This is a genomic window from Streptomyces sp. NPDC006872 (assembly GCF_040635845.1).
GTDB lineage: Bacteria > Actinomycetota > Actinomycetes > Streptomycetales > Streptomycetaceae > Streptomyces.
In genome coordinates this window covers 1-4,482 of record NZ_JBEYIL010000051.1, presented here as the reverse complement: position 1 = coordinate 4,482, position 4,482 = coordinate 1, and the positions used below count along the sequence as shown (strand labels likewise).

The 4,482-nt window shown below is 67.4% G+C and carries 4 protein-coding genes and 1 pseudogene; 3 read left to right on the top strand and 2 right to left on the bottom strand.

The features are described from left to right. Positions 1 to 339: 339 nt before the first annotated feature. Complete coding sequence (locus ABZ725_RS52430) at positions 340 to 1,311, bottom strand: aldo/keto reductase (protein ID WP_358809458.1); 972 nt, start codon at positions 1,309 to 1,311, stop codon at positions 340 to 342. Between the two features lie 148 nt (positions 1,312 to 1,459). Between ABZ725_RS52430 and ABZ725_RS52425 the strand changes: the two genes are divergently transcribed. The 3 genes from ABZ725_RS52425 to ABZ725_RS52415 all read left to right on the top strand — a co-directional run bounded on the left by ABZ725_RS52425 (position 1,460) and on the right by ABZ725_RS52415 (position 3,750). Next, positions 1,460 to 2,065 (top strand): TetR/AcrR family transcriptional regulator, encoded by a 606-nt coding sequence (locus ABZ725_RS52425; RefSeq protein ID WP_358809457.1) that lies wholly within the window; start codon positions 1,460 to 1,462, stop codon positions 2,063 to 2,065. 202 nt (positions 2,066 to 2,267) lie between these two features. Then, positions 2,268 to 2,660, top strand: a complete 393-nt coding sequence (locus ABZ725_RS52420; RefSeq protein WP_358809456.1) for an ester cyclase — start codon at positions 2,268 to 2,270, stop codon at positions 2,658 to 2,660. Next, the gene (locus ABZ725_RS52415; RefSeq protein ID WP_358809455.1) at positions 2,653 to 3,750 is read left to right on the top strand and encodes a Gfo/Idh/MocA family oxidoreductase; all 1,098 of its coding nucleotides are present in this window, start codon (positions 2,653 to 2,655) and stop codon (positions 3,748 to 3,750) included. Before ABZ725_RS52420 ends, ABZ725_RS52415 begins: the two co-directional genes overlap by 8 nt. Positions 3,751 to 4,211: 461 nt before the next feature. Here the strand turns inward: ABZ725_RS52415 and ABZ725_RS52410 are convergent. Beyond that, positions 4,212 to 4,482 (bottom strand): annotated as a pseudogene (locus ABZ725_RS52410) (DUF4440 domain-containing protein); the annotation flags it as partial.

The following is a 4,482-nucleotide window of genomic DNA, read 5'->3' as shown; positions in this document are numbered from 1 at the left end:
CGCCAGCTGCTTGGCCAACTCATCGGCGAGCGTGTCCAGTTCATTCCGGCGAGCCGTGATCCGCTCCAGCTCCAGCATCCCCACGCCCTCCCCGCACTCTCCCGGCACCGGCCCGGTCAGGGATCGTAGGAGGGGCACGGCGGTCGGCGCAGCAGAACCCGACAACGGCCCTGGCGACAGGTCAGACGATCTTCACCATGGACACCCGCCGACGACCAGCGCGAGTACCCCGCACACCAGACCCGTGACCTGCGTACTTCATGTTGCACAGTCTCATTGGGAATGCGGCACTCTTCGCGCGGATGCCGACCCGCGGCGTGCGTGGTGGTACGTCTTCGATCAGCGGTCGATGGCGGCCATGTTGTCCGCGTCGTAGCGCTCGCCGGAGGCCCGGGGCAGGTCGTTCAGGCGGGCGACGTGGCTGGCAGTGAGCTCGATGTGGTCGGCGGCGGCGTTCTCCTCCAGCCGGGCGACTCGCTTGGTGCCGGGGATGGGCGCGATGTCGTCACCCTGGGCGAGCAGCCAGGCCAAGGAGACCTGCGCGGGCGTGGTGTCGATCTCGGCGGCTACGGCCCGGACCTCGTCGACGATTCGCAGGTTACGTTCCAGGTTGCCGTCGGCGAAGCGGTGGTTGGTGCGGCGCCAGTCGTCGGTGTCAAGATCGTTCAGGGAGCGGATGTTGCCGGTCAGGAAGCCGCGGCCAAGCGGGGAGTACGGCACGAAGCCGATACCCAGTTCGCGCAGGACAGGCAGGATCCAGGCCTCCGGGTCGCGGGTCCACAGGGAGTATTCGGACTGGACCGCGGTGACCGGATGCACGGCGTGAGCGCGGCGGATCGTGGCGGGGCCGGCCTCCGACAGGCCGATGTGGCGGATCTTGCCTTCGGCCACCAGTTCGGCCAGCGCGCCAACGGTCTCTTCGATGGGCGTGCCGGGGTCCACCCGGTGCTGGTAATAGAGGTCGATGTAGTCGGTGCCCAGGCGCTTCAGTGATCCCTCCACGGCCAGGCGGATGTTGGCCGGGGTGCTGTCCGGAGCCGAGCCACCGATGTGGGAGATCAGTCCGAACTTGGTCGCCAGCACGACCTCGTCTCGGCGCCCCTGCACGGCTCGGCCGACCAGCCCCTCGTTGATGAAGGGGCCGTACCCCTCAGCGGTGTCGATATGGGTGACCCCGAGGTCCAGAGCGCGGTGGATCGTGCGGATCGACTCGTCGTCGAACTGGCCGGCGCCGGTGTAGAACGCCGACATTCCCATGGCTCCGAGACCGATGCGCGAGACCTTGAGGCTGCCGAGCGAAACGGTTTTCATGGCGCGGACTTCCCTTCCCATCAATTAAGTACCGGTCGGTGCAGAAACCTAGCACATCAAGACCGACCGGTACTGAACTGCGTTCGCCACCTGGGTAGGATGAAACTGCTGGTCAGCGCAGATCTGTACCGAGAGGTACGCTTGTGGGATGGGTAACTCCCGTAGGGCCGTCATGGGTCGGCCTCGAGGATTCGACATCGACCAGGCGCTGGAACGCGCGATGCGGGTGTTCTGGGCGCGAGGGTACGAAGGTGCAAGCCTCGCTGAACTGACCGGCGCCATGGGGATCACCAAGACGAGCATGTACGCGGCCTTCGGCAACAAGGAGCAGTTGTTCCGCAAGGCCCTCCAGCGCTACGGCGCGGGGCCGGCCGCCTACGCCACGCGCGCCTTGGAGGAGCCCACCGCACGGGCTGTGGCCTTGGCGTTCCTCCGCGGAGCGGTCTGCACCACGACCCCTCCCGGCGGCCCCTCCGGGTGCCTGACCGTGCAGGGTGCGCTGGCGTCGAGCGACGAGAGCCGGGCCGTCCACGACCTGCTTGTCGACTGGCGCAACGACGCGGGGGTCCGCCTTGAGGAGCGCTTCCGGCGCGCCGTCGACGAGGGTGATCTTCCGCGCAACGCCGACCCTCGACGTCTTGCCCGGTTCATCATGACGATGGGTTTCGGCATCGCAGTGCAGGCCGCCAACGGCCTCGGTCCTGCTGAGCTCGATGAGATCGTCGACACGGCGTTGCTCGGCTGGCCTGCATAGCGGCTGCACCCCTTCGCTCGCCCCGGTGAGACATTCTCCGCGCATGAGGGCCGTGACGGTGCGGCAAAACTTCTGTACCGTCTGGGACAGAAGTTTCGAGCAGTGGTTCCTCCCCCTGCCGACGATCACCGTGACGAAACCGTCAAGAGCCGTCGCGAAACACCGAGCATGACCTCCGCTCCGGGGGCCGAAGAAGGAGATCATGTCCGACACCGACCTGCGCGAGTTCTACCTGCGCTACATCGGGGCGCTCAACGCCCACGAGATCTACCGCATGGACGAGTTCATCAACGACGAGACCACCCTGAACGGCGAGCCGGGCACTCGGGACCAGGTCATCGCTGTGCTGAACGGCGACATCGACGCGGTCCCGGACTTCCACTGGGAGCCCCGGGAGATCGCGATCGATGGTGATCGCCTGGCCGCCCGTCTGACCAACACGGGCACGCCCGCCAAGGAGTGGCTCGGCGTGGCTCCCACCGGCGCCTCGTTCGAGATCGTCGAGTACGCCATCTACCAGGTTCGTGACGGGCGGTTCGTGCACATGACGGCCCTGCACGACGCCGAGACCCTGAGGCGGCAGCTCGGTGCCTGACCCCCGTAAGCCGATCGGCGTCGGCATCGTCGGCCTGAGCGCCACGGGAGGCTGGGCGGCCGGGGCTCACCTGCCCGCGCTGAGAGCCGTCGACGGGATCGAGCTTCGCGCGCTGGCGGCGAGCTCCGAAGCCTCGGCCCAGGCCGCGGGAGCGGCGTATGGCGTACCCGCGTACACGTCGGTCGAGCAGCTCGCCGGCGACGAGAACGTCGACCTCGTTGTTGTCGCCGTCAAAGTGCCCCAGCATCGCGAACTCGTGTTGCCCGTGCTGAAGGCGGGAGTGCCGGTGCTCTCCGAGTGGCCGCTCGCCGTCGACCTGCGCGAGGCCGAGGAGATGGAGCGTGCCGCCGGGACGACGCGCACCTTCGTCGGTCTTCAGGGACGCTCCTCGCCTACCTTCCGCTGGCTGGCCGACCTCGTGTCCGAAGGATTCGTGGGGGAAGTGCTCTCCGCCACCGTCGTGGCGTCTTCGACCGAATGGGGCACTCCGGTGTCTCAGAGCATGGTCTACACGCTCGACCGCAAGCTCGGGGCCACGATGCTGACCATCGCGTTCGGACACGCGATCGACCTGGTGTCGATGGTCGTCGGCGAGCTTCAGGAAGTGGTCGCTACGACCGCGACCCGGCGCCGCCAGGTTCCCCTCGGGCGCACCGGGCAGGTCGTTCCGATGACCGCCGAGGACCAGATCGCGATCTCGGGCACCGTGGCGGGCGGGGCGATCCTGTCCGTCCACCACCGTGGAGGCGCGGCATCGGGTGCAGGGTTCTCTCTGATCATCGACGGCACGGAGGGGAGACTCGAGATTACCGCCGCCGAGTTCCCGCACATCGGTCCGGTCACGGTGTGTGGCACACGCAGCGGCGGTCGGCCTACGAAGGTCACGCTGCCCAGCGGCTACGACGACTATCCCGGCCTGGCCGGAACAGTGATCCACACGCTGGTGCACGCCTACGCCGCGATTCGGGACGACCTCATCCACGGAACGGCTGTCGCCCCGGACTTCACCCACGCCGTCAAGCGCCACCGACTCCTTGACGCGATCGTACGGTCCGCCGCCACAGGCCAACGAAAAGCCCTCCGTCCTTAGGCGCGCAGCCAGTCGATTTCGACACTGTCCGACATCACTTCGCCACATTGGCCCCTGCCATGTGTGCCGGCATACTCGGCCGCACGCTGACCGATCGAGAGCGGACACGAGCGAGCGTGGCGTTCGGCGCAGCAGAACCCGACAACGGCCCTGGCGACAGGTCAGACGATCTTCACCATGGACACCCGCCGACGACCAGCGCGAGTACCCCGCCCGCCCCGCACACCAGACCCGTGACCTGCGTACTTCATGTTGCACAGGTCTCAATGACCTTGGTCGGAGACATTGAGGAACTCCTCATCAGACATGAGGAGTGGGCCGCCGGGCAATGGGACGGGGACGCGGTCGGCCCGCAACGGACATCCCTCACAGCATCCTGAACATTGATCAGATGCCCGCCAGAACTAGGACCTGGGAGGGGCGGGCGGCCTGTGCATCCGTGCCCAGGCCGCCCGACGCGGTCAGTTGAAGAACGGGTCGTCCACGACGTGAACCCAGCCGCCGCCCGGCTGGCGTCGGAGGATCTCGGTGGTGGTGGAGATCACCGGCTCCGGTCCGACCCCGGTGAGGGTGGCGTTGTTCGATACCAGGGCGACGTCGTCGACTTGCCGGATCTCGCGCATTTCGAGCTTGAGGTGGGCACCGCTGTCGACCATCTGCTTCATGGCCTGGCGGATGGCGTCCGTGCCCACCAGGTGGGTTCCGGGAGTGGGGACGAAGTGGGCGTTCGGC

Coding starts and splice junctions, on each gene's coding strand:
- ABZ725_RS52425 (WP_358809457.1), top strand. CDS start 1,460: ATGGGTAACTCCCGTAGGGCCGTCATGGGTCGGCCTCGAGGATTCGAC.
- ABZ725_RS52420 (WP_358809456.1), top strand. CDS start 2,268: ATGTCCGACACCGACCTGCGCGAGTTCTACCTGCGCTACATCGGGGCG.
- ABZ725_RS52430 (WP_358809458.1), bottom strand. CDS start 1,311: ATGAAAACCGTTTCGCTCGGCAGCCTCAAGGTCTCGCGCATCGGTCTC.